The organism is Nitrosomonas sp. (assembly GCF_040240425.1).
Taxonomy (GTDB): domain Bacteria; phylum Pseudomonadota; class Gammaproteobacteria; order Burkholderiales; family Nitrosomonadaceae; genus Nitrosomonas.
Genome location: NZ_QPHG01000019.1, coordinates 44,968 through 66,914, shown reverse-complemented (window position 1 = coordinate 66,914; position 21,947 = coordinate 44,968). Strand labels below are relative to the sequence as shown.

Here is a 21,947-nt window from a genome sequence, read left to right as displayed (position 1 = left end):
ATAAGTTGCCTGAACTTTGCTTCTCTGATTCGAGAACGAAAATAGTATCTGTTTTTGGCATTCATCTCAGAAAGTTAGCACACTTTAGTAAGTGCTTAACTTCCTAAGACCCTATTTTTATATCAAATAGTGTAGAGTTATTAGAGGCTTGTTTCTTGAGGTTCATCGCTATTATGCAATATATCCGCCTCGCTACTGACTTGAATCTCAGACTCAACGCTTTCCGGCTTGATTTCAGATACATCTTGCAGTATTGAATCGCTGCCAGCCTGATCTTTATCATCACTTTCTATGTTGTTCTCGTTTGTTTTATTCTCTTCATCGTTTTTAGAACTGAAAAGACTTGTCAACCAATCAGATAAACCCATAGCACTTCTCCTTTTGTTGGAACAGCGATAAATTGTAAATCTAAGAGATATATGCACATAACATTGATTTTTTTAATCTAAGCTATGATGCCAATAAAATAAGTAGTTACCTCCTATCCAAAATTAATCTAATTGCGGCAATACATAAAAGAAATGGCCAAAACAAATCAGTTTATGAAACTAATCTGTAATGACCATTTATTATAGGAGTAATCATTTTTTGTTTTTTAAACAATCCAGCATGCTTATCTATGAGTTACATTGAGAAGCTTGCATCGAGTATTACTCATTGCTTACCACCCTTACCCAACCCTCTCAATCACTTCGAGTTTTCTGGTATGTAAGTTATTACAAGCTGTCAGTATTTGCAAATGAGGTGCTAGATCCGGAACTTTCTCCTTGATGATATTGAGCGCAAATTTGCTGAGAAACATCGCTTTTTCTTTCGCTAAGAGATATTCTGGGCCGGCCTCATCGCGATACACCCCGGAAGTCAACAGCACCACACCATCAGCATCAATCCGGCCTTCATCAATATTATTCTTGAGAAGCTTGGCTGCAGTTTCAATCGCGACGGAAAGATTCGGATCAAAAGGACCGACGATAAATGCTGTATTAATCACATGTAACCAATCAAAACCGCGTCCCACACCGAGGACCCATTCCTTGTGCTCAGCCTCTTCGACGGGGCGGTTTGTTGCCCGGATCTCGGCAACGTGTTTAATATTTCCTCGCACCAACGGCATCAAATCCCGGATAATTCGTTCGGGCATCGTGGGATAGAGCGACCGGAGCATTTCTTCAAGCTCGAGCTGGGACGATTCTTTTGCATTGGCTAAATCAATGGAGCGACCGTCTTCACCATGAAGAATCAAAGCGTCCAAGTCAGTTTCAATGCCGCATACGATAGGCATTACTGCGCCGTTTTTACCATACACTGATTGAAATTGATTTTTTAGCTTAACAGCTGCAGCTTTTGCCGCTTCCGTATCATAATGAAAGCCACGACAACCGCGATGCGTATCGCCACGTGCAAAGTGATAAGTCACAAAGACTAAACAATGTCTGCCGCGGCTGATGGAATACTCAACCCAATTATCGATAGCAGCCTGAAAGAATGGCCAGCCCAAATCAAAAATACCACCCAGATTGCGGAATGGTTGAATGATCCCAAGGGCGGTTTGTGTCATAACCGGTAAGTGCAATCGGCCATCCATACATTTTAATGCGGCTATCTCAGTTGGATGTTCCCCTCGGTATCTGCGGCGCTCTGTGGCCAAGTCCATGAAAGCTTGCGAATGTTTTGCATTTAAATCGAGTAAATAATCGATTCCTGTATTCGAATTTTTCATCATTCTCCTAAAAAAATTTAGCATATTTTATTAATTATGAGCTTATATCTAGTGGGTCGTTAAGGTTAATCGAGATAGCCATTCTTCCGAAGCAATTTGATTTATATTAAGAATGTAATCTGGATAAAAACCTAGAGCTAATATTAGCAGCGCCGGAATGAGTAGTAAAATCATTTCGCGCGATTGCAGATCAATCACTTGTTTCACATCATCATGAATGATCGGCCCCAAGAAAGTCCTGCGCGTATAGGAAAGCATATAGGCAGCGCTTAATATCGCACCCGATAACGCGGCGACACCTAAAACGGAATGTGCGCTGATTGCGCCAAGGATCATCAGTAATTCCGCCGGGAAACCGCTGGTGCCGGGTACTCCGATACTGGCTAAGGCAAATAGAAAATAGAAGGCTGTCAATTTCGGCATTACTTTAGCAAGCCCACCCAAGTGAATGGCTTCGGTACTGCCAAGCCGATGTTGTATAAAACCGGCAATCAGCATCAGGGAACTGGCAACCAGCGTAAAGTTCAACAACTGAAAAATTGCGCCTTGGAATCCTTGTATGTTCAGTGATGCAACACCCACCATAACCAATCCGACGTGACTGACGCTGGCATACGCGAGCAGACGCCGCAAGTTGGTTTGTTGCAGCGCGATCAAAGCGCCGTAAATTAGAGTAAAAGCGCCAATGACGCTCAAAATCCAGCTATATTCCATGGTAGCAAGGGGTGCTAGTGGCATCGCGAACCGTAAAATGCCATAAATACCCAATTTCAAGCCCACAAGAATAGCGACAACATGTGTTGGGCCTTCGGCCGCGACTGTCGGTAACCATGTATGCAACGGAACAAGCGGCGATTTCACGGCGAAACCGAATAACAACAAGAGAAAAACGAGTTTCTGCAGATCCTGCGGTAAAGCGGTCTCAAGTAGGATAGGTAAGCTGAAGGATAAGTCCGCAGGGATTTGCCCGCCGGATTGTATAGCATGATTTGTCGCCAATACAATGATCGCCAACAGCAAGGTGACGCCGCCGGATAACATGAACAAGGTATATTTCATTGCTGCGCTGCGCCGTTGCGAACCTATCCCCCATAAGCCGATCAAGAAGAAGAAGGGCGGTAACGTAAGCTCCCAGAACAGGAAAAATAACACCGTATCCAAAGCGCAGAATATGCCGATACTGACACCTTCGAGCGCCAGTAACAAAGAAAAATGAAAGCGTGCGGAATGGGAAATCGTGTTCCATGATGCCAGCATCGTGATGATGGTCAGCAATGCTGTCATCGGGAGAAATAAAACTGAAATGCCATCAACGCCAATCAGATATTCAATATTCAAAATTGGAATCCACGCGCGGCGTTCAACAAGCTGAAATTCGTTCTTACCGGCATCAAATAAAATGAGGACACAAATGGTCAGAAGGAGCGATAGGACGGCGACAAAAAGAGCAACTTGTTTTGAGAAATCAGTGTTTCGTATTGATCCGGCCAATACGGCTCCTAAAAGTGGAACAATAATTGTCAGGCTCAGCAGTGGAAAGTCAGCTTCAATCATTCTAATTGTCCTTTGTAATCATAGAGTGCGTTGCCAACAGCTTATCGGTGTGAAGCGCATCTGTATTGTTATGAGAGTTGTTGCCGGTAGAACTAGAGTGAATATTTTGATCAATGATATTCAACCACGGCGAAGTATTGATTCCAGTTGCAAGGAGCAAGCCGCAAATGGCAATGGCAATAATCCACTCATTTCTGGGGGATGGCGGGGAACTGGCTTGATGTATGTTAACAAAGGGCCCTTGGAAGCGCTTTGGCGACGCAATGAATATTTGCTGAAAAGCGCGTAACAGTAATCCAACCGTCAAAACGTTACCGAATAAAATTGCAATGGCGATGAGCCATCCTTGACCTTGGATAGTGCCATCAATTAGCAAGTGGATGCCATCGAAACCGGGAGTGCCCGGCATTCCCATCGTACTCAGGGCACAGATCACAAACAGCACTGCAATCGCTGCGTTGGTATCAAACATACCGCCCAAGCGCGGAATGAATGCGGTGTGCGTGCGCTTGTATATCATACCGAGGCTCAGCAATATGCCGGCTGTCGCCATACCGAATGATATCGCCAAAACGATCCCTCCTTCCATGCCATGTGTGCTGAAGTCAAATAAGCCGACGGTAATTAAGCCGGTTTGGCTGATAATGGCAAAAGCGATTAACCGGCGGAAATTGATTTGCATAAACGCCAGTAATGCGCCGTAAAAAATTCCGATCAAACCCAGCATCGTGACAAACCATGCCCAGTGTTCTGCAACTTCAGGCAGCAGGGGAATTAAATAGCGTACGATGGCATAAATACCGAGTTTCAGGCTGACTAGAAAAATTCCGACACTCGCAATGGTTCCATGTTCAGCGACGACTGGTAACCATGCATGAAATGGAAACAATGGCATGCGAATGGCAAAACCAAATAACAACAAGAAAAAAATCAATGTCGGATATTCATGTGTGACGTTGCTTTCCTTCAGAACAAGCCAATCGAACGATAAGACGTCGGTGGTTAACATGATGCCGAATCCAAGCATCATGAAACCGGCTAACGTCATCAATAATCCGCTGCTAAAGTGTTGTAGCACTAATGCGACAACCCAGCGCCGGTTCTGGCTGGATCCCGATCGTAATGTCATTAAGACAATAGGGATCATTTCAAGAAAACACCATAACCAGAACTGCATGGCATTCAGTGCCGCAAAAGCGCCGATGAGAATCGCTTCATAACCCAATAGTGAAGCAATATGAGTGCGGTCTGACACATGCCGCGCCGTGAGGGTATAAATCAGTGTCAGCAACGCTAGCGTGGTTGTCAGCAGTATGAATAAAATATTAGTACCATCGACGCCGACCGTATAAGTTACACCCAGGCTCTGATAACGCTCATAGAGTTGTATACCCGCGAGATCTGCATTAAAAGCAGATAATAAATATACGCTCAGTAGGAATGTCGATACCGTTCCGGCAAAACCGAGGCGCAAGGCGGCTACGGGCGAGGATGTTAAGATTACCGCTATCATCGCTGCCACGGGTATGAGCGTCAGTATCGATAAAATTGGAAATGAAACTGTTTCCGACCAATAAGTAATATGTGTAATATCCATCGAAACCTCAAACTGAAGCAGCAATCATTAAGACAATGAATACGAACAAGACCAAATAGCGCGGCTTGAGAATAAGATGTTCAAAAGTATTCGCTATTTGTCCAAGTCTTCTGCCAATATCGACGGTATCCATACCGATACCACGCAAAACCAGGCGGTCTTCAAACCAGCTCATGATATTGGCTATCCATTCAAAGAATTTACCGGCTATGCCACTGCCACTGACAAATTCAATGTGTATACCATCGCGGATATCTTTATCCATGTTTTTCTCCAATTGCGTCAGCGATGAAATCGTATAGTTTGAAGAAACAGGCGCACCCATGGCTCGATCAATGATGTTTTTATCGAATCGGTCCAAATCATGCCCCAAACCGTAAATAGGTCTAACCAATGTTCTATCCGCAATGGGATCAAGCCAGAAGCGCTGCAACGATGCGATATATAACCAGCGTTTATTGGCGATTGCGGCGGCTACCGGTTTCATCGGATTGCCGTAGACATAGCGCAATAACGAAGGTGCCGTTAATACCTGATAATTTCTCACTATGGCATGCGCGCACAAGTGCCAGCTCGCCAATTCCCAGAAACCTAGACCACATTCCAGAAACATCAAACCAAGCTGACCCGATATGGCAAAGCAGAGCGAGCTTTTAGTATCCGTTTGCGTCAATCCGACTATATAGCTGTAAACTGCTGTGAAAAAGCCAATGACGACCAATACAGACATCGTAAGCGGCGCACACTCAATAATCGGCCGCAATAAAATGACCAGAAAGATACCGGCATGGATCATCACGGCGCCATAGAACACAGCACTTGATGGTGTGGGTCCTTCCATTGCCCTTGCCAGCCATGGCGTAAATGGCAGTTGTGCCGATTTGGCGACAGCTGCGACAACAAAACATAAGCTGATTACTGTGGCAGTTGGGGTGGATAGATTTGTGGCGATATCATTCAGCGTGATCCAATTGGTGGTTCCTGCATAGTAAAAAGAAAGCGCTATGCCTAAAATAAAACCGGCATCTCCAATCCGGTTAGTGACGAAAACTCGGGTGGCATTAATGACTGCAGTCGGCCGGTCATAAGCAAAAGATATCAATAAATAGGAGCATAATCCTGCAATTTCCCAGCCGATAAATGTGCCAATTGCGTTACCCGATAGTATCAGTAGCAGCATGCCCGAAGAGAATAAACATAAAACAAAGAAAAACCGGTGGAAGCCGGGTTCCGCGTGAATATAATTCGTTGAGAAGCGTGCGATGATGAGCAGAATAATCGAGAATAGTGCGGCTGCAATAACGCTGAAACCCGAAGTGATGAAATTGAATTCAACGGCAAGACTTCCGCTGTTCAACCATTTTCCCAGGGTGACATGGTTCGGGTTGATTCCGGATAAATCAGCGCCGAGTAAACCGATCGCGATCAAGCACGACAAGGTAATGGCGCTTTTCGCCGCTTTTGCCGTGATGAGCTCGTCTTGCTTACCGCTGATGCGATTGAACAAGATACCAAAACCGATGAATGCAGCAGCGAGGAATGGCAATAACGGTATCAAAAAAACCAAATAATCCATATTAAGCTCCTGTCACATGAGGTTGCTTGATTAGAACAGGCGGCAAAGGCACATTGATGTTCTGATAATAAGAAATCGACGATTCATATTCAGGCACCTGTTTCTTTTCCGCTTGCCAAGGGGCGAATCCAACGCCGCGTTCAAACACGGAAATTTCAGCTGTGTCGGGATCAATCGCACTCAGCAAAATCCAGCCGCCGCCCACAAGTTCCCGGATACTGGCTTGACGTTCATAGATCTGTCCCAGGATTTCGGTTTTTGCTTCAACCAGAACTTGCAATCGAAGCGGTTCATGAATTTCGATCATTTGTTTGGTTAAACCGGTTCGCAGATCGCTGCTGGTTCCTTCGAGTACACCGAACATGCCGGTAATGTTGTGTGTGACCTTGGAGCCGGAACCGAAATAATCGTTATTGACCGTGGAAAAGTAATATTCCAGATTGATACCCGCACCCACCGGGCCGACTGCTAGCAATAGGTTTTCCAGCAGCTTGCCATCGGCGTCCTGTGTAGGATCGTAGGAAATGAGAAAAACGCGCCGGTCCAGAAACGTTCCTTGCGAAACGGAGCGCCGGCCAACGATGGCCGCAGCAATCGTGGCATGGTTGAATTCCGGGAATGCTTGAGAAAAATCGTTTGCGCGTAGAGTTACATGTTCTTTCCCGGCTTCAAGCGTGCGTGGATTATTAGCAGAGACGAATCGCCGACAACGCTCGTGTGCGGAAGCTTTACTTGCTTTGATCAAATCATTTCTGAATGCTTCGAAAGCAGGCAGTGCGCTTTGCGGAATATCCTCAAGATCATACCAATAGTATTCATCGCTGCAGGTGTCGTGTTCAGCGCCGACAAACCAGGTATCGTCGGGAACGTGAACACCTCGCTCCGCCAGTAATTTTCTGACTTCCGGACGATTCGCCATGGCGGCAAAAAGGCGTGCATTCGGTCCGCCGCGTTTGCCGCTGCAGGCGCCGCAGTTGTAACCGAATTCATGCGGATTATTGAGATTGGTCGAGCCGTGCCCGGCCAAGCAAACAATCGGAGCGAAGCCGTACGATAAACCGGTTGTGCGCATGAAAACCGCTAACCGGTCGGCTTGTTCGGTATCGGTAAAACCCAGCCGTGGTTGATCCGGAGTTGCGGGAGTATCTGAAGCGGGAGCCTTGAACATTAGCTCGGTAGGGACTTTCTTTTCAATATTTTGCCGTATTGAAGTATTTAGCGCTACAAAATACTTAGGCAAAAATATCCTGCCCAGTAAACCGGCAAATACGACCGGCGCTAACGCATCAATGATCGCATGCGAGAAAATAAGGCTGCGCCGCAGCGATTGATTCATCAAATAAGCCAGCTTTCTATAGAAACGATACCCTTTGGAATGTTCTTGCAATAACGGCTCCGCGCCTTTTCGCGGCACTTCATTGACATCATTGGCCGGCTGCACGACCACAGGGCATTGCATATTAGTTTCAATGTCGTCAATCCCTTTATAATTCATGGGTACACCAAAAAATCCTGCCGCGCCGATCGTCTCGATGGCAGGATTGATTTCTTCCAGTTGACGGCGCAGACTTTCTTCGCGGTCATCCATGCAGGTAACGATCTGCGCTTGCGGCCGCTGTGCGCGTTTGGCCCAGCGTCCCCGGTTGATATTGGCGCGCAAAACTTGAAAGAAATCTTCGCGATAGTGATATTCGTAAGCGTATAGCCAAATTTTGCTTCGTTCCGGTGCGGTAAATTCGTCGAGTACATTGAGCAACTGTAACAAATCGTTTTTTTGCATGCTTTGAATATCCGCAGCGGTCAGTCCCAGATGCTGGCACAAGCGGAAAAGCCGCCAGCCGCTATTAAAAGCAGCATGCTCGAAATCTTTTTTTACTAAGGGACTGAATTGCCAGGTCCATGTCAGATCCGCCAAAGACTGCCATTCCTCTCGTCTTTCGCGTTCAGAGCCGGTGCGCATAATCAGGTCTTTGGCGATAGTGGCCAGATATTCTGGTAAATCTCCGCCGTAGAGTTGCTTCCGAACCATAAACTCGGACAAGTTTCTGCGAAAATAATATTCGATCGTTCCGAGCTTAGCTTCTATTTTCCAGGTATCTTTACAAGCCTGATTGAGCCACAATCTGTTCAGTGTCAGGCGGATAGCTAGATAATCGGCCATATGCAGCGTTGCGTCATTTTCCGTATGGTAGTCGGGATTATGCTGGCGCCAGTTGATCATTCCTGACCAACCCGGCAACTCAAGCGCCAGTTGCTGGATATAACCTTCCCATTTATCTTGTGGAATCTCCATGTTGGTTAATTGCAGAATAATGCAATCGACCGGATCTTCCGGTGTTTCGTCGACAATGTTTTGCCAGTCAGGTAAATCGTGTAGAAAAGGATTCACGTCGAAATGCGCTGTCGAACGCCAAGCCGCATAGAGCCCCAGTTTGCTGCGGCCGGGCAATTGCCATGCCGCAACGCCTTCATCCAGCACCGATGCGCAGATTCGTATAATCTGCGGCCTAATGGAATAAAGAATATCGATACCGCTTAAAGCCAGAACAAAATCGCGTAATGTAATTTTGCTGCCGATTTGCGCCAACATGGCATTCAGCTCGGCTTCGGCATCCATTCTCATTTTTTGATGCACTGGAATGCCTTCCCCGTTGGCCAGTGTTATTTTGATTTTTTCCAGCCACTCTTTTGCCTGCTCCTCCGAGAGATCCAACATGTTCTCCGGATGCAAATCGGTGAGTTCAATGCCGAGTTTGCTCAAAATACTTTCCCAGAGATGTTTAACGACGACACTGGGATCCGAAATACAGCTGAGCATTCGCGCACGGGCTTCTTTAGAGACATCCGGTTGAATGGTATGCAACACATTCATCTCTTCAATCTGCCAGTTCAATTGACTGATCGACAGGGTGGGCAGCTCGTGCAATAACGCAACTTGATAAATATCCTTACGCCGGATTGTCAGATCGTTGGCATGAAATACAACCTGTTCGGATTGCAAGTTTTTGGTATGTTCGAATGCAGCCGAAAGATCCGTATCGGTAATCCGCCCTTGCTGATAAAGTTCGCGGTTCTTCGCATCCGGCAGATAACCATAAACACCGGTTAATTTTTCATACTCTGCCAAGCCTTCTTCAAACGGGAGGTGTTGAAAGCCATGAATCGTGTTGTGATGCACAAATTTGTGCAGCGGGCGTTGCCCTGGGAGAATATGATCCAAGTGATCAATTGTTTCAAGAATGTGGTGACGCAAATCGTGAGATTCAGAAGTCATATCAGTTATCCTATTGAATACTTTGAATGATGGTGCCATTCATTTGGTTCATGGTTGCCATGGAAAGGTCAATCAAAGGCGCTGGCCACAAACCGAACATAACGATTAATACAACCAAGAAGCCAGCCGCAATGAGTTCGTATAGCTTTAAATCCTCGATATTACGCATCTGAGGTTTTACTGGACCAGTGAACAACATACCGATGGTGCGCATGGCATAGGCTGATCCGATCATGATGCTGACTCCAAGCAGGATCATGAGGTTGCCCCATTGCTGGAAGCCACCGACAATTGCGTGCAGCTCGGCAATAAAGCCGACAGTACCCGGCAACCCCATGGCAGCAAATAATGTGATCGTCATGAACAAAGCGAAGCGCGGCATAACTCTTACCAAAGAGCTGTAATCTAGAATATTGCGGGTATGGGTGCGCTCGTACAGCAAACCGACCAGCAAGAACATTGCTCCCGCTACCAGACCATGTGCGGTCATCTGTAAAACAGCGCCAATCAGGCCCGTTTTATTCATAGTGGCAATATCGAGCAGGATGATCCCCATATGACTGACCGAAGAATAAGCCACCATCGCTTTCATATCCGTTTGCCGCCACGCCAGAACACCGCCATAAATCATTCCGATCAGTGCCAGGGTTATTAAGAGCGTTTGCAGCATTTGCGTGGCTTCCGGCAGCATGACAATCACTCTTATCATGCCGTAAGCGCCCATCTTGAGAAGAATCCCGGATAGCAGGATACTGACCGGGCTTGGTGCCTGTACGTGCGCTAACGGTAACCAGCCGTGTAATGGAAAAATAGGCATCTTAACGCCGAAGCCGATGAGAAAACCGATTAAAACCCAAATTTGTTCATCCCTCGGCATGCTCTGTGCCGCGACGGTCATCGCAGACATCAAAGTGCCACCATGCGGCGGCATATATTGACTGATCGCCAATAAACTGATCAGCATGAAAATTGAGCCGCCCATTGTATAGAGCACAAAATTTAAACTGGCGATATGACGGTGTGTGCCTCCCCAGCGGTCAATCAGCAGAAACAGCGGCGCTAAGGTCAACTCCCAGAAAATATAGAATAATGACCAATCTTGCGAAAGGAAGACACCCAACATACCAAGTTCCAGCAGCAAGATACTGACATAGTAGCTTTTGATATTACGCGCAATGTTGAAAGAAGCGAGTAGTGCAATCACAGTGAGCAATGCGGCCAGTACCACCATGGGCAGTGATAATCCATCGACGCCTAATGCAAGTGCAGTATTAAGCTTAGGATTAAAAACAAAATACTCATAGAACTGTATCTGACCATCCGATTGATCGTAATTAAGAACCAACCAGAAACTCAAGAGAAACGCCAGAAGTGCAGTTAGATTAGCGGTGAAACGGATTTGGTTTGTGTTCTTACTCGGAATTAACGCAAGTATCAGAATACCTAATACTGGTGTTAGAAGTAATGTACTGAGTATTCCCATCGAGCGATTTATCCTTTTGTTGTAAGATTATGTTTTTATTAAAAATATTTATATATAATTCAATATATTAGTTTTAAATTTTTAAGTGAACCTAAATCTGATGAATGAACCGAACCAAAACTGCTTTGATGTCAGAAAAGCTGCACTATCAGAAATCATTAAATCCCTGATACCGTAAAGGTAAGCTAACACAATAAATGTGAATAAAAAGTGAAATGGGTGTGAATAAAAGGTGAAGGTAGAGAGGTGTGAAAAAACTTTCTGAAACCGGTTGTCTGATTGCTGGGAATCGAATTCGTGGTGTTCTAGCGGTTTTTGATTAAGCAAAATTCTGAGTTTTTTGTAGTGATTCGGAAGTGGAAGTGCAGAAATTTTTTTCGCCTACAACAAAAAATGAAAGGATGTGAAATCAGTATCCGATCATGAATTTCGCTGAAACCGGATAAGTTACTGTGTATAAAATTTAATTGGTTTTAGATATCCAATTTTGATTGAAAAGATTGTGAATATTTTGTGAGAATGTTGTAAAATTTATGTGAAGTTTGCCGTTTTTGAGATTCTGAATTAATCGGAATGCGTCTGAATAGGTAAATTTGCAAACTCTTCTATAGGAGGCTTTATGAAAATGAGCCAATTTATTTTTGTGACAGCAATAAAAATCTGCTTTGTAGTGTTCGGTATTATTCCCTTGGTCAGCGTTATTTTATTTGGCGCTCTCCCGGCATTTCCACAAATACACTCTGTTGTAGGTTGGGTGGGATTGGAAGTGATGAGTGGATCAATTCTGTTTCTGAGCTATCTTGCTGTTGCAATGTTGTATTTTGTGTCAAAAAATAAAGCGCGTTTTTCTTCAGTAAAAGTTACAGCTTAATCCCTTATTATCTTTACAAGGAGTCAGTGTTAACAATCCGCCGTAAGTATTGACTCCTTTTTTATTCTTCTTCGATTTACTTTCAATCTATAAGCCCATAAGGGTCTCAAATCTTTCGAAATTCCGCCAGTATTTCAATATGCGGAGTGTGCGGAAACAAGTCAATCAGTTGAATCTCGTTTATTTGCCAGTTGTTTTGTTGAAAGAACCAGGCATCGCGCGCGAAAGTTTCCGGGTTACAGGAGATATAGATAATCGTTTTTAACGCTGCGAAGCAGGAAAAAAAGCCCTGATGCTTTTTTAGCCCGGCGCGTGGTGGGTCTAAAACCAAAGTTGCTGCATCGCATACCGTTTTTTGTATGTTCCTCCAAATTGACGGACTGAAAAGATCCGCAACTTGTGGAGTCACTTTGGACAGAGCTTTGTTTTTCAATACTTGAATGGCATCCGGATCGGATTCGTAAGCGAGCAGTGCGGTGCAGTTTGATTCCGCAATGATTTGTGTGAAATTCCCCGAACCGCAAAATAATTCCACCGCTTTTCCTATCTGGGGGTTGCGAGCGAGTGTATTCCGCAACCACTGTTGCATCCATTGATTTTGCTGCGTGTTACCCTGTTTGAACAGGCGTTTCCGGTTTGTACGGATTTCGTCCGGTTGCATGTCGTCATCCAGCTCAATAAACAGCCAATTGTCTCCGGAGTTTTCCTGCCAAGTTTTATTGGGTAACTGCTGAATTGCCGTTTGCAGCAGACTCCGGCAGCGTTCATTGAGTACCAAACAATCATTCACCGGTGCAATTTGCTGCGAGTTTTCGGATACGAAACCGAGCTTTATTCCGTCCGTTTTGATTTGGCAGCGGTTGCGGTAGCCATAAATTTGCGGCGCTGGTTGAATAGCGTTGACGTTCAACTGAGCCGGATCAAAACCGGCCCGCTGCATGGCATAGAGGAAGCGATTTCGTTTTTGCTCGAGCTGGCTTGTATAATCAGCGATCATCCAGGAGCAACCGGTACAGGCATTTTCTTCCAAACTGACAAAAGGGCATGGGGGTATTTGTCTTTGTGCAGAAGGATGCATGAGCTGGATCAATTTGGCATAGGCAAATTTTTTATTATTCAGCGGCTTGTCGATGGTTTCAAACTCGCCGCTATCTCCTGGCCAAGTGCCATAAACAAAATAAGAAATGTTATTCTCGGTGTTTTTGACAACACCCAAGCCCTTTTGCGATAAATGCGTTACCGTTCCTGTGAATTTCATGATGAAGAGTCAGTTATATTTATTGAAAAGGAAAATCCGTTATGGCGAATCACTATGAAAATTTTGCTAAAGATCCTGAATTATTGAAAGCCGATTTGTCACCGTTGCAGTATCAAGTGACGCAAAATGCCGGCACCGAACCGCCATTCCAGAACGAATATTGGGATCACAAAGCTGCCGGGATTTATGTTGATATTGTATCGGGTGAACCGTTGTTTGCGTCAATTCATAAATTTGATTCGGGCACCGGCTGGCCTAGTTTTTACCGGCCGATAAATGAGCAGTATATCCGGCTTAAGAGCGATTACGCGCTGTGGATGCCGTGCACGGAAGCCCGTAGCCGTTATGCGGATAGTCATCTGGGGCACGTTTTCAATGACGGTCCGCCACCAACGGGCTTGCGTTATTGCATCAACTCTGCCGCATTGAAGTTCATCAGAAAAGAGGATTTGCAAGCAAAAGGCTACGGCGAGTTGATCGCATTGTTTGCGGATGAAGAAAGAAAATAGGCTCGTAATGACAGAAACCAAGTCACCCATTGAAGAATTATTGACTACACAACGTCTGCCAACCCTGTTACAAGCGCTTGTTTGCTTTGCCGGTGTGTTTCTGTTGATTTCGCTCGGTATGTTCGTATTTGCGATCAGCATTCATGCCGTTATTTTTCTGGCGCTGATCTGGGTATGTCTGCAAGCGCGCTGGCTGAATCATTCCTTTCTCGATATCCGGCGCATGATGGATGATGGCATCATCAAAGCGCTGCCAGCGATCTATATTTTTCTATTGATCGGTATGGTCATTGCCAGTTTCATGCAGAGCGGCACCATCGTGAGCCTGCTTTATTACGGATTGGATTTGTTGAGTCCGGGTACATTTCTGGCGGCAGGGTTGATTTTATGCTGTTTCATGTCGGTTGCTACCGGCACTTCCTGGGGTACGGTTGGAACCATTGGGGTGGTGTTGATCGGTATCGGTGAAGCGATGAGCATTCCGCTGCCGCTCGTGGCCGGCATGATCATTTCCGGTGCTACTTTCGGCGATAAATTATCGCCCATCTCGGACACCACCAATCTGGCGGCCATGAGCGCCGGAACGAGCTTGTACCGGCATATTGGCTCCATGCTATACACAACGGCACCGACGTTACTGATTGTTCTGGTGATCTTCATTATCATCGGAGAGCACTACAGTGATAATGCCTTGCCGCGCGCGCATATTGATGAAATCCGTACCGCTTTGGCAGGTGCTTATCAATTAAATGGCTGGGTGACATTGCTGCCGCTGCTGCTGATGTTTGGCTTGAGTATCAAGCGCTATGCCGCCGAAGTGAGCATGTCGTGCAGTATCATACTGGCCATGGTGATTGCCATTGCTTATCAAGGCAGGGATGGCGTTGATGTGTTGAATGCATTGTGGGTAAATTCGCCGGGTACTACCGGAATTGAGAACATCGACGATTTACTCGGGCGCGGTGGATTGTATAGCATGGCGTGGACGCTATTACTGTCCATCATGGCGCTGGCGCTCGGCGGCGTGATGCATCATGCCGGGTTTCTGCAAGTGCTGCTCACGCATATCATCGCACGCATTCGGCGCGTCAGCACATTGATCGCGACTACCATCCTGTCCGGATTGATCGGCAACATTGCGATGGGTGAAGCTTATATCTCGATTATTCTCAATTGCCAGCTGTTCAAGAGCGCATATCTTGAGAGGAAGGTCGATAGGGCAGTGCTGTCCCGCTCAGTTGAAGAAGGCGCTACCTTGACTACCGGACTCATTCCGTGGACAACAGCGGGTACTTTTTATGTGGCGACACTGGGCGTTCCAACATTGGATTATGCGCCCTATGCGTTGCTGAATTTATTGAATCCTTTTGTTTCCATTGCAATGGCCATCGTTGGAATTGGCTTGTTGCACGAGAAAAATACATCGCGACCGCATAAGGAATAGAGATGAAAGAAATATCGAATCAACGCAGTCATTGGAAAACCATACGCATTATTTTGGCCGCTCTATTAGGCGGATTTTTATTGTCGTTTCTTGGCTTTGGCTTACTGTGGAGCGGTATCCCTTGGCATACTCAGTTAATCATGATTCTGCCATTTTTGCTTTTATCCTACGGCATATTGCGCTGGAGCAGGGGGGGGATAGGGTTGTGTGCTTTTATCGGCATTGGCGCCGCGCCGCTTGGACTATTGATCATGCAGTTTCGTGATACAAACGGTTCGCACTTAATGACAATACTGATCGTGACCGGTTGGTTGATCGGAATCTGTGCCGGTTGCTATTGGGGGAAGTTGTCTCAGGAATCTTCGGTAAATTCATCAAAAGATGTTGTTTCATATTGATTTTTTCTTCTGCAAGCAAGTCGCTTTTTTCTGCCTAAATGGGTTAGGGTAATGACATTCCCGGGACAGAATTCCTGGTTATCTTAGGCATAATATACTAGTAACTTATTATTAAATAAGGATTAACGGACTATAGATTTAAGTTATCCTGCAGATTAACATGCCATTCGTCATGAATTCATGCACTGAGTCCACTGAACAAATTAGGGTAGTGAAATTCAAGCGATATCCATTTAATTTTTGCTTTATTAATATTTGCGGGAGTAAGAAATGAGTAAACCATTTTATCTACAAAATACCATGATTGCGGCGATGATGTTGATGACTGGAGGGGCTGCGCACGCCGGGCTTTCGTTTGTGGTAACCGATACAGCCACTCGAACCGAAGCATTTAACATCGCAGGATTCGCTACATTACCGACAGGCTCGGCAGTTAGCCTTGGGCATCTCGATTACACCGGGCCTGGGGCGCAAACAGTTACTTATACCTATCTGGGCCAGGAATCCGGTTTTATTGACAAATTTTATAACACATTAAGCGGAGCCAAGCTGCTCGAATCCAATGCGATTGGAACTTCAATCAGCTCGGTTGTGAGTACGACTGGGCCGTTGAGCTTCAAATTTGAAGGCGATGTTGGTAGATTTGCCATTAACGGCGGACACTGGGACAAAGGCACATCGATCGGATTGATTGGCACAAACATGCTGGTCGGATCTACAACCTATGCTTATGTGCTTGGCTACAATGACAGCGCAGGCACTAAGCATCTGGGAGATTGGGACGACTTCGTGGTCGGTGTAAGCGCTGTTCCTGAGCCGGAAACCTATGCAATGTTGCTGGTCGGACTGGGTTTGGTGGGATTCTCATTAAGTAAGCAGAGACAAAGATAACGTATCGATGCCGCTTGTTTTTTGATATTTTCAGCGGTAAAACGGCGCTAGGGTGAACGAGTTTAATTAATGAAAACTCATATAGAAAAGAACGGTAATAAGAAGTAACGCCGTATTTAATACGATGAACGATACCGGAATCATACGAAATTGAAATCATTTATCGATATTCAATGCTTGAAAGCTGATAAGAAACGGCAGGAATATTCTGATTCCGCTGCTTTGAATCGACGTTTGCTGGATCGGCGGCGGCAGCAATTTGACCGGCGCAATATCTCGATTTTATGCGGACAAGCACGCTATGACCGGCGCCGGAATGATCGGCGCGATTTATCCATGCTGCATAAGCAGCCGCTCACTATGCGCGCAGAATTAGTGAGTGCGGGGCTAACACCGCTTTTTTCTACGGCAGCAGGTTATCGCGCTGAATTGCTTCGTATATGGACCATTACCGAGCAAGCAGATTTAAATAGTCATCTGAACAGTTACTCGGATAATTTACCTTATATTTGTATCAATCAGTACAGCATCAAAGAAGCTGAGGCCGCCAGTGCCAAATTAGGCGAAATATGTCCGGATGCCATCCTGATCGATATGCGGCTAGCAGCTGACAAAGTGGTCGAGCAGTTGCGGATGATCAGAAAAAAGATGGCATCCGTTAAGATAATCCTGCTTTACGAGCAAAATCCGCCGGATTTTATCGATGAGATTATCGAGTTTCGTATATCCGGGTTTTTACCGGTTGGTACCGATCATAAAATATTCGAGAAAGCGATACAGGTCATCGTTCACCGGGAAGAACTGTGGTTTCCTCATCACGTGGTGCGGCGGATATTTGATGTGTTGTCTGGATGGCACAATACTTCATGTGTTATTCCGCCAAGAGATATTGTGCTGACTAAAAGTGAACAAGGGATCATAAAATTGGTAACAAAAGGGTTGACCAACAAGCAGATTGCGCAACAGCTTACTGTAAGCCCGGAAACGGTGAAGAAACATTTAAAATCGGTTTTTATCAAAACCGGTGTTCGTAATCGCAGTCAATTAGTATCCGGTTATTTTTTCAAAACAAACGATTCCAATTAACGGAGTGCTTGTTACACATAATGTTATTGAAGGAATGTGTTTGTCTACTTGGGTTTGGCAACTGACTATTTGATCTACAGTAATTTTTCTGCTTGGCATGGTACCCATTTAGGGAATATTAATTTTAATCCTAGTGTAGGAATATAGACAGGTAGGTAGAAGGGATTCTTCTTAAACTTTAGAAGAAATACTTTTAGCATATGCCGTAAAAAATAGGAGATAGTCTTAATTTCTGTCTATATTTATTTATTGCGCTGCAAGACAGCGGATTATGCGAGTACTGTATATTTTTATAAAAGGAAGTCATAAAAAAATGAATAAAAAATCTATGCAACAAACAATCATTGCGTCAATGCTATTGATTGGCGGAGGAACTGCGCATGCGGCTTTATCGTTTGTAGCTACCGATTCAGCAACGCGCACTGAAGATTTTAATATCGTTGGATTCGCTACACTACCCGCTGGTTCGACAGTGAGCCTCGGACATCTCGATTTTACCGGCCCAGGATCACAAACAGTCACCTATACTTACCTTGGTCAGGAGTCTGGGTTTATCGATAAATTTTATGACACGTTAGGTGGAACTAGTTTGCTTGAATCTGACCCGGTCGGTACATCAGTCAGTTCGGTTGTGAGCGCGGTCGGGCCGCTCAGCTTTAAATTTGAAGGTGACTCTGGCAGGTTTGCTATCAACGGCGGTGTTTGGGATAAAGATACGTCGATTGGATTAATTGGAACCAACATGCTGGTCGGATCCACCACTTACGCTTATGTGCTTGGATACAATGATAGCGCTGGAACTAAGCACTTAGGTGATTGGGATGACTTTGTTATCGGTGTGAGTGCGATTCCAGAGCCGGAAACTTATGCTATGTTGCTGATTGGATTGGGATTAATTGGATTTACACTGCGTCACCAAAGAAGTTTGTGATTGATAATCTAATAAACATAAAAATAACTATTTTCTTTTTTAGCACGAACTAGAAAAGAAACTTTACGAGAGATTCAATGATTCTGATTGAATCTCTTTTATTTTTTTATGACTGTTAATTACAGTAAAGTTTTTTCATACTTATTGCAGTAATTACAAGTGTGAGTTTCTGCTAGGACAAAAGTCCTAATAAATCAGGAGCATCGATCTATTGTATTAGATTACTCTTGAAGTTATTGTTACTACCAATGATGGAATTTATTTCTATCTAAAATAATAAAAATCAAAATTAAATATTCTTATAGGAGCATTTAAAATGCGTGTTTTATCTGTTGTATCACTATTCACCTTGCTAAGCGGCCCAGTAGTAGCGGCGCCTGTAGTTTTTGACTTTGCCAATCTTAAGTATAGCGGCGGTATTAATACTGGTTTTCTGCCAACCGATGGTATTTCTTGCAGTGGCGGCGATCTATGTAGTTCAAACATTGCATCGTCACTCAGCGGTGATCTAAGTTTCACCAATGGCGGGCTTACTGTACATGCCCAAGGCTCGTACAAAGGTGGCGACTTTGGTTCCAAAGCAGCTGTTGTTCAAGATCATGACAATGGCTACAACGGAAAACTTTCTGGAAAAGATGCAATCGGCGCTGGTTTGGGTGTTTATCACAAGAAAGATGATACCAGTGACGATAACATCACTGAAAAAGAAGCAATCTGGCTGCATTTCGACCAGAATGTTTCATTGTCTTCAGTCGGTTTTCGTGCGGAAGGGCATAATACGACGGGCTGGATCGCTAATGCGACTTTCCAATACAGTTTCGACAATTCAACTTGGACTACAGGATTACTACCAAAAGATGTAGGCCAATTTGCTTTGAGTCACACCGGACATGACTTTTACTTCAGATTCGGTGGCGGTAGCAAAGCAGATCAATTTTATATCAGCTCAATGACGGTATCGGCAGTTCCAGAGCCGGAGACTTATGCGATGCTGTTGATCGGATTGGGTTTGGTAGGCTTCTCATTACGCAATAAGAAGGGATAATTAAAATAAAGATAAAGAATCTGTTTCTTTCTAGCGTAAGCTAAAGAAGAAACACTTAAGAGAGATTCAAGCGTTTTGAGTTGAATCTCTCTTTTTTTATTTTGAGCTTCCGTAAGCCAGAGAAGCTTCCAGACTGAGGGAAGAACAGGGCGCAGAAAAATTCACAATGCCAGGAGATCAGCTACACTTGAATTGAGAATCATGCCAGCGCTGTCGTTCCGAGCGGACATGAGCAATCTTAGAGCTCTGAAATTATCGCTAATAAATCCGGCTTTACCACTACCAATATCACTACCGCAAACAGAACCAGAACCGGAAATTCGTTAAACCAGCGGTAAAACACGTGGCCATGCTGGTTTGCGTCGTTTTTAAACGCTTTGACGTATTTTCCGCAGTAATAGTGGTAGTAAATCAATATCAAAACCAGCGCTACTTTGGCATACAGCCAATCGCCGGAAAAGCCATAACCCACCCACAGCCACACACCGAACACCACGGTCAGCACTGCACCGGGAGTCATGATGCCGTAATACAGTTTGCGCTCCATGATCTTGAAGCGTTCCTTGCCCGGCGCATCTTCGCACATGGCATGATAGACGAATAAGCGTGGCAGGTAGAAAAGCCCTGCAAACCAGGTGACCATGAAAATGATGTGCAGTGATTTTATCCAAAGCATAGCAGTACGATTGATTAGTGTTAAAGTTGGTATGATACTGGGCTTGCGATGTTCGCGCCATCCCTTGGAATCGCTGGAACCTGCATACTGTTTAAAATTGAAATGAGAAGCGAGATTACGATGAATCAGCACTATCAGAATTTAGTTCAGAAACTGGAAGAGATTACGCACTTGAACGGCGTCATGAGCACGTTGGGCTGGGATCAGGAGGTGATGATGCCGACGGGTGCCAGCGATGCGCGGGCCAAGCAGATTGTGGCGCTAGCAGGGGTGATTCATGAGCGTATGACTGATCCGGCGTTGGGCGAGTGTTTGCACGAGCTCAAGGAGAAGGAGTTTGCTGCTCTGGGTGAGATGGAGCGCTGCAATATCCGCGAGGCGTTGTACAGTTATGAACTGGAAACGAAGGTGCCGAAACGGCTAGTGCAAGAGCTGGCCGAACTGGGTTCACGCGGGCATGGCGCATGGGTAACAGCGCGCCAGGAGAATAAATTTGCCGATTTTGCTCCGGTGCTGAAGCGTTTTTTGCAGTTGAAGATCGAGTGGGCGCAGTGTGTGTCGCCGGATTTAGAGCCTTACAATGCGAATATCGATCTGTTTGAACGCGGTACGACGATGAAAGTGATCACGCCGATCTTTGAGCGTCTGAAGCAGGAATTGATACCGCTGATTGCTGCCATTCAAAGCCACCCTGTTCAGCCGGATACGTCGTTCTTGCAGGGCAGGTTTGCGCTGGACAAGCAGGAAATATTGGCGCGAAAAATCAGCCAGGACATGGGTTTTAATATTGAGCAGGGACGTATTGATGTGTCGGTGCATCCGTTTTGCGGCGGCAGTCATCCGACCGATGTGCGCATTACCACGCGCTATAAAGACAGTAATTTTATCGAATCCTTGTATTCGGTGATCCATGAGACCGGCCATGCGCTATATGAGCAGGGGCGCCCGCATGAGCTGGGTGATCTACCAGTTACGGAATCATTGACGATGGGAATCCATGAATCCCAGTCGCTGTTCTGGGAGCGCATGATCGCACAGAGCAAATCATTTTGCGCGCATTATTTTGAAACGATCCGCACGGCGTTTCCGGAAAATCTGCAATCCGCGACTGTGGATTCTTTTTATCGCGCGATCAATACGTGCAAGCCGGATTTTATCCGAGTGGAAGCGGATGAAGTGACGTATCCCCTACATGTTATTTTGCGTTATGAAATTGAAAAAGGGTTGTTTGACGGGGCGATGAACGTCGATGATTTGCCGGAAATCTGGAATGAGTTAATGCAAAAATACTTGGGAATTAAACCGCCGACTGATACGCTGGGAGTGTTGCAGGATTCACATTGGAGCGGCGGGGCGTTTGGATACTTTCCTTCGTACACGCTGGGTGCGATGTATGCGTGCCAGTTTTATAACACGTTGCTGCGCGAGCAACCCGGTACCGGACAAAACATCGCCACAGGAAATTTTGCACCCATTAAAAATTGGTTAAACGAAAAAATCCATCGCCAGGGTAAACTATACACACCGCAACAGTTAGTTGAGCGTGTTACTGGTGAACCGCTGAATCCGGATTATTTCGTCGAGTATCTAAAAAACAAGTACAGTGAAATTTATCGATTAGCCTGAGCGCTCAC

18 protein-coding genes are annotated in these 21,947 nt (G+C 45.3%); 9 read left to right on the top strand and 9 right to left on the bottom strand.

Annotation, left to right across the window (positions count from 1 at the left end; all coding sequences use genetic code 11):
* Positions 1 to 140: 140 nt before the first annotated feature.
* The 7 genes from DU481_RS09130 to DU481_RS09100 form a co-directional block, all read right to left on the bottom strand.
* Positions 141 to 368 (bottom strand): hypothetical protein, encoded by a 228-nt coding sequence (locus DU481_RS09130; RefSeq protein WP_350133949.1) that lies wholly within the window; start codon positions 366 to 368, stop codon positions 141 to 143.
* 302 nt (positions 369 to 670) lie between these two features.
* Positions 671 to 1,723 (bottom strand): carboxysome shell carbonic anhydrase domain-containg protein, encoded by a 1,053-nt coding sequence (locus tag DU481_RS09125; RefSeq protein ID WP_176776362.1) that lies wholly within the window; start codon positions 1,721 to 1,723, stop codon positions 671 to 673.
* A 45-nt stretch (positions 1,724 to 1,768) separates the two neighbouring features.
* A complete protein-coding gene (locus DU481_RS09120) occupies positions 1,769 to 3,274 on the bottom strand; it encodes a complex I subunit 4 family protein (protein WP_121164847.1) in 1,506 nt (501 codons plus the stop codon).
* A gap of 1 nt (position 3,275) precedes the next feature.
* The gene (locus tag DU481_RS09115; protein WP_090449257.1) at positions 3,276 to 4,871 is read right to left on the bottom strand and encodes a complex I subunit 4 family protein; all 1,596 of its coding nucleotides are present in this window, start codon (positions 4,869 to 4,871) and stop codon (positions 3,276 to 3,278) included.
* A 7-nt stretch (positions 4,872 to 4,878) separates the two neighbouring features.
* Positions 4,879 to 6,447, bottom strand: coding sequence for an NADH-quinone oxidoreductase subunit 5 family protein (locus DU481_RS09110; protein WP_350133946.1), 1,569 nt, complete (start codon positions 6,445 to 6,447; stop codon positions 4,879 to 4,881).
* A 1-nt stretch (position 6,448) separates the two neighbouring features.
* Complete coding sequence (locus DU481_RS09105; protein ID WP_121164843.1) at positions 6,449 to 9,721, bottom strand: DUF2309 domain-containing protein; 3,273 nt, start codon at positions 9,719 to 9,721, stop codon at positions 6,449 to 6,451.
* 10 nt (positions 9,722 to 9,731) lie between these two features.
* Positions 9,732 to 11,204, bottom strand: a complete 1,473-nt coding sequence (locus DU481_RS09100) for a complex I subunit 4 family protein (RefSeq protein WP_350133944.1) — start codon at positions 11,202 to 11,204, stop codon at positions 9,732 to 9,734.
* Between the two features lie 625 nt (positions 11,205 to 11,829).
* Here DU481_RS09100 and DU481_RS09095 point away from each other — a divergent pair.
* Entirely contained in the window at positions 11,830 to 12,075 is a 246-nt protein-coding gene (locus tag DU481_RS09095) for a hypothetical protein (protein WP_350133942.1), read from the top strand.
* A gap of 106 nt (positions 12,076 to 12,181) precedes the next feature.
* Here the strand turns inward: DU481_RS09095 and DU481_RS09090 are convergent, their stop codons facing one another.
* The gene (locus DU481_RS09090) at positions 12,182 to 13,333 is read right to left on the bottom strand and encodes a class I SAM-dependent RNA methyltransferase (protein WP_350133940.1); all 1,152 of its coding nucleotides are present in this window, start codon (positions 13,331 to 13,333) and stop codon (positions 12,182 to 12,184) included.
* A 41-nt stretch (positions 13,334 to 13,374) separates the two neighbouring features.
* Here DU481_RS09090 and msrB point away from each other — a divergent pair, with 41 nt between their 5' ends.
* From msrB to DU481_RS09055, 7 genes are all read left to right on the top strand, one after another.
* A complete protein-coding gene (msrB, locus tag DU481_RS09085) occupies positions 13,375 to 13,842 on the top strand; it encodes a peptide-methionine (R)-S-oxide reductase MsrB (protein ID WP_350133938.1) in 468 nt (155 codons plus the stop codon).
* Positions 13,843 to 13,849: 7 nt separating this feature from the next.
* Positions 13,850 to 15,286: a Na+/H+ antiporter NhaC gene (gene nhaC / locus DU481_RS09080; protein ID WP_350133936.1), complete on the top strand. Its 1,437-nt coding sequence runs from the start codon at positions 13,850 to 13,852 to the stop codon at positions 15,284 to 15,286.
* 2 nt (positions 15,287 to 15,288) lie between these two features.
* Complete coding sequence (locus DU481_RS09075; RefSeq protein ID WP_350133934.1) at positions 15,289 to 15,684, top strand: lysophosphatidic acid receptor; 396 nt, start codon at positions 15,289 to 15,291, stop codon at positions 15,682 to 15,684.
* A gap of 270 nt (positions 15,685 to 15,954) precedes the next feature.
* The gene (locus DU481_RS09070; protein ID WP_350133932.1) at positions 15,955 to 16,575 is read left to right on the top strand and encodes a PEP-CTERM sorting domain-containing protein; all 621 of its coding nucleotides are present in this window, start codon (positions 15,955 to 15,957) and stop codon (positions 16,573 to 16,575) included.
* A 150-nt stretch (positions 16,576 to 16,725) separates the two neighbouring features.
* On the top strand, positions 16,726 to 17,661 hold the full coding sequence (locus DU481_RS09065; RefSeq protein ID WP_350133930.1) for a response regulator transcription factor: 936 nt from the start codon (positions 16,726 to 16,728) through the stop codon (positions 17,659 to 17,661).
* A 313-nt stretch (positions 17,662 to 17,974) separates the two neighbouring features.
* Positions 17,975 to 18,592 (top strand): PEP-CTERM sorting domain-containing protein, encoded by a 618-nt coding sequence (locus tag DU481_RS09060; RefSeq protein WP_350133928.1) that lies wholly within the window; start codon positions 17,975 to 17,977, stop codon positions 18,590 to 18,592.
* A 316-nt stretch (positions 18,593 to 18,908) separates the two neighbouring features.
* A complete protein-coding gene (locus DU481_RS09055; protein ID WP_350133926.1) occupies positions 18,909 to 19,637 on the top strand; it encodes a PEP-CTERM sorting domain-containing protein in 729 nt (242 codons plus the stop codon).
* A gap of 238 nt (positions 19,638 to 19,875) precedes the next feature.
* On the opposite strand, the gene DU481_RS09050 is transcribed toward DU481_RS09055, so the two are convergent.
* The gene (locus DU481_RS09050) at positions 19,876 to 20,313 is read right to left on the bottom strand and encodes a CopD family protein (protein ID WP_292669571.1); all 438 of its coding nucleotides are present in this window, start codon (positions 20,311 to 20,313) and stop codon (positions 19,876 to 19,878) included.
* A 120-nt stretch (positions 20,314 to 20,433) separates the two neighbouring features.
* On the opposite strand from DU481_RS09050, the gene DU481_RS09045 reads away from it, so the two are divergent.
* Positions 20,434 to 21,939 (top strand): carboxypeptidase M32, encoded by a 1,506-nt coding sequence (locus DU481_RS09045; protein WP_350133924.1) that lies wholly within the window; start codon positions 20,434 to 20,436, stop codon positions 21,937 to 21,939.
* Positions 21,940 to 21,947 lie beyond the last annotated feature (8 nt).

What these genes read in the sequence shown, in the direction of transcription:
- msrB (WP_350133938.1), top strand. Translation starts at nt 13,375, where the DNA reads ATGGCGAATCACTATGAAAATTTTGCTAAAGATCCTGAATTATTGAAA.
- DU481_RS09075 (WP_350133934.1), top strand. Translation starts at nt 15,289, where the DNA reads ATGAAAGAAATATCGAATCAACGCAGTCATTGGAAAACCATACGCATT.
- DU481_RS09125 (WP_176776362.1), bottom strand. Translation starts at nt 1,723, where the DNA reads ATGATGAAAAATTCGAATACAGGAATCGATTATTTACTCGATTTAAAT.
- DU481_RS09050 (WP_292669571.1), bottom strand. Translation starts at nt 20,313, where the DNA reads ATGCTTTGGATAAAATCACTGCACATCATTTTCATGGTCACCTGGTTT.
- DU481_RS09095 (WP_350133942.1), top strand. Translation starts at nt 11,830, where the DNA reads ATGAGCCAATTTATTTTTGTGACAGCAATAAAAATCTGCTTTGTAGTG.
- DU481_RS09070 (WP_350133932.1), top strand. Translation starts at nt 15,955, where the DNA reads ATGAGTAAACCATTTTATCTACAAAATACCATGATTGCGGCGATGATG.
- DU481_RS09110 (WP_350133946.1), bottom strand. Translation starts at nt 6,447, where the DNA reads ATGGATTATTTGGTTTTTTTGATACCGTTATTGCCATTCCTCGCTGCT.
- nhaC (WP_350133936.1), top strand. Translation starts at nt 13,850, where the DNA reads ATGACAGAAACCAAGTCACCCATTGAAGAATTATTGACTACACAACGT.
- DU481_RS09115 (WP_090449257.1), bottom strand. Translation starts at nt 4,871, where the DNA reads ATGGATATTACACATATTACTTATTGGTCGGAAACAGTTTCATTTCCA.
- DU481_RS09100 (WP_350133944.1), bottom strand. Translation starts at nt 11,204, where the DNA reads ATGGGAATACTCAGTACATTACTTCTAACACCAGTATTAGGTATTCTG.
- DU481_RS09060 (WP_350133928.1), top strand. Translation starts at nt 17,975, where the DNA reads ATGAATAAAAAATCTATGCAACAAACAATCATTGCGTCAATGCTATTG.
- DU481_RS09090 (WP_350133940.1), bottom strand. Translation starts at nt 13,333, where the DNA reads ATGAAATTCACAGGAACGGTAACGCATTTATCGCAAAAGGGCTTGGGT.
- DU481_RS09045 (WP_350133924.1), top strand. Translation starts at nt 20,434, where the DNA reads ATGAATCAGCACTATCAGAATTTAGTTCAGAAACTGGAAGAGATTACG.
- DU481_RS09105 (WP_121164843.1), bottom strand. Translation starts at nt 9,721, where the DNA reads ATGACTTCTGAATCTCACGATTTGCGTCACCACATTCTTGAAACAATT.
- DU481_RS09120 (WP_121164847.1), bottom strand. Translation starts at nt 3,274, where the DNA reads ATGATTGAAGCTGACTTTCCACTGCTGAGCCTGACAATTATTGTTCCA.
- DU481_RS09055 (WP_350133926.1), top strand. Translation starts at nt 18,909, where the DNA reads ATGCGTGTTTTATCTGTTGTATCACTATTCACCTTGCTAAGCGGCCCA.
- DU481_RS09130 (WP_350133949.1), bottom strand. Translation starts at nt 368, where the DNA reads ATGGGTTTATCTGATTGGTTGACAAGTCTTTTCAGTTCTAAAAACGAT.